The sequence below is a fragment of the Deltaproteobacteria bacterium genome (assembly GCA_009930495.1).
Taxonomy (GTDB): domain Bacteria; phylum Desulfobacterota; class Desulfovibrionia; order Desulfovibrionales; family Desulfomicrobiaceae; genus Desulfomicrobium.
The window spans coordinates 1-1,997 of record RZYB01000317.1 but is presented as its reverse complement, the minus strand read 5'-3'; the positions used below and the strand labels follow the sequence as shown (position 1 = coordinate 1,997).

The window sequence follows — 1,997 nt, the reverse complement described above, 5'->3', positions numbered from 1 at the left end:
TCAACGCCGTGGCCCTGGTTTTGCCCTGGCTGGAAATTCTCCTGGCCGCGATGCTCCTGTGCCGGATCTGGATGGGTTCGGCCCTGATCCTGTCCAATCTGCTTCTGGCTGTTTTTCTGGCCGCGATTTTCAGCGCCCATCTGCGCGGCATCGATCTTGACTGCGGCTGTTTCAGCTCATCCGGAAACACCACGGACGACATGCGCTGGTATCTCATCCGCGACAGTGCCTTCCTGATCTTGGGACTGGCCACGGCATGGCTGGAAGCCAGACGCGACGCCAGCACAAAACCAGCGCCCACACCCCAATCCGCTGTTTGAAAAAAAAATCCGGCGGTCCGGGAGTGGTCCCGTGCCGCCGGATTGCAAGACCCTGGGGCCCAACCCCTTCAGATCGCCACGGAAGCGACAACGTGTTCCATCAGTTCGACCGCGAAAGCGGCCTGGTCCATGATTGAATCACTGAAGCCGTAAGCGACCAAACCAGCCATTCCCGCAAGCCACATCAGATAAAACAGACGCTTCATGGCATTCTCCCTTGTATTCACGTATCGCCAGGCTCATCCCTGGCGGTTACATCCGGAAAAGCAAGGGTCATGCCGCGCTACCGTTGACAATCACGCGGGCTGAACCAAGCCCTGCCGAGGCGGGTCCGGCCGCTGCCACGTCCGTGGGCGCCAAGGCGTGCGCAATTTTGGTACTCGGTGCGCAAATTTCGACGCGCATGGGCCAAAAGGACAAATCTAGGCCGTGATTTCATCCAATAGTTGCCCGAGCTTGGCCAAGTGGGACTTTTCCTCGGCCGCGATCTGCTCGAAGATGGCCCGGTTTTCCGTGTTCCGGGCCCCGGCACCGGCGCGTGTGTACAAATCCAGGGCCTGGGCCTCGATGGACATGGCCAGGGAAATGACCTCGACCGGGCTGTCCAGATCGGGCTTGAACCGGTCCAGATACTCCTCGGTGGTCAGGCCGCCTTCCATGGCCCTGGAGACGAAAAGACACTCGAAGGCACCCCGATCGTCCTTGCCGGTCAGGCGGGTGTATTCCTCGAAGAGGCGGTCCTTGTGCTTGATTTCGATGTCGACCAGGAGCTTGAACAGGCTCTTGACCTTCTCGTCCGAAACCCGGTCCAGCATCTTCAGATAAAAATCCCGCAGCCCGTCCTCCAGGGAATAGGCCATGGCCAGAATCTGCTCGACGCTGGTCAGTTCGGAAAAAAGATCCACGCCCTGCTCCTCGCCCCCGAACGCGGCCTGACCCGTCCAGGCCTTAAAGCCGCCCGCGAGGTTGATGACCTGATCATGGCCCTTGCCAGCCAGGGTCTGGGCCGCCACCCGGCTGCGACCGCCAATGGCGCAATAAACCAATACCGGCTTGGACGGGTCGATCTCGTCCAGCCTGTCGGTCAGCACGGGCATGGGCACCAGCTTGGCGCCGGGGATGTGTCCTTCCTCGTATTCACCGGGCTGGCGCACGTCGAGAATGGTCACTTCCTGCAAGGTTTTGTCAGCTAGATATTCCCGCGCCTCGTCGGCCTTCATGGACTGAACCGGGGTGAAAAACTGTTTCCAGCGCATAGCTCCTCCTTTGGCTTTATGGCGGGCAGCATGCCTGCCCATGCAAAAAAATTCAACAACTCATCCACATTGGCGCGGCCCATGCGCCATCGCCAGTCCGCGCGGCCGAGACACCGCCACCGCCCGCATCCAACCGGCCCGGGACCGACATCTTGACCGAAACCGGCAAATACCCGATTTTGCGGCCTTCAACCCATGGAGGACTCATGTTGACCCGAACCGAAGCCCTGGACCTACTCAAGAATACCGCTCCCGATCACCTTGTCGCCCACGCCCTGGAAACCGAGGCCGTCCTGCGCGCCCTGGCCGACCGTCTGGGACACGACGTCGAACTCTGGGGACTGGCCGGACTGCTGCACGATTTGGATTATCCCCAGACCAAGGACACGCCGGAGCGACACGGCCTGATCACGGCCGAACA

General features: G+C 60.6%; 3 protein-coding genes. 2 read left to right on the top strand and 1 reads right to left on the bottom strand.

The genetic code is table 11. From position 1 onward, the window contains the following. Nucleotides 1–320 (top strand): methylamine utilization MauE (locus EOL86_14210; GenBank protein NCD26726.1); only part of this gene is annotated, 320 nt, incomplete at its 5' end. A gap of 422 nt (nucleotides 321–742) precedes the next feature. Here EOL86_14210 and EOL86_14205 read toward each other — a convergent pair. Continuing rightward, on the bottom strand, nucleotides 743–1,576 hold the full coding sequence (locus EOL86_14205; GenBank protein NCD26725.1) for a sulfurtransferase: 834 nt from the start codon (nucleotides 1,574–1,576) through the stop codon (nucleotides 743–745). A gap of 206 nt (nucleotides 1,577–1,782) precedes the next feature. On the opposite strand from EOL86_14205, the gene EOL86_14200 reads away from it, so the two are divergent. Continuing rightward, the coding region (locus EOL86_14200; GenBank protein ID NCD26724.1) for an HDIG domain-containing protein at nucleotides 1,783–1,997 on the top strand (215 nt) is incomplete at its 3' end.

Coding starts and splice junctions, on each gene's coding strand:
- EOL86_14205 (NCD26725.1), bottom strand. CDS start 1,576: ATGCGCTGGAAACAGTTTTTCACCCCGGTTCAGTCCATGAAGGCCGAC.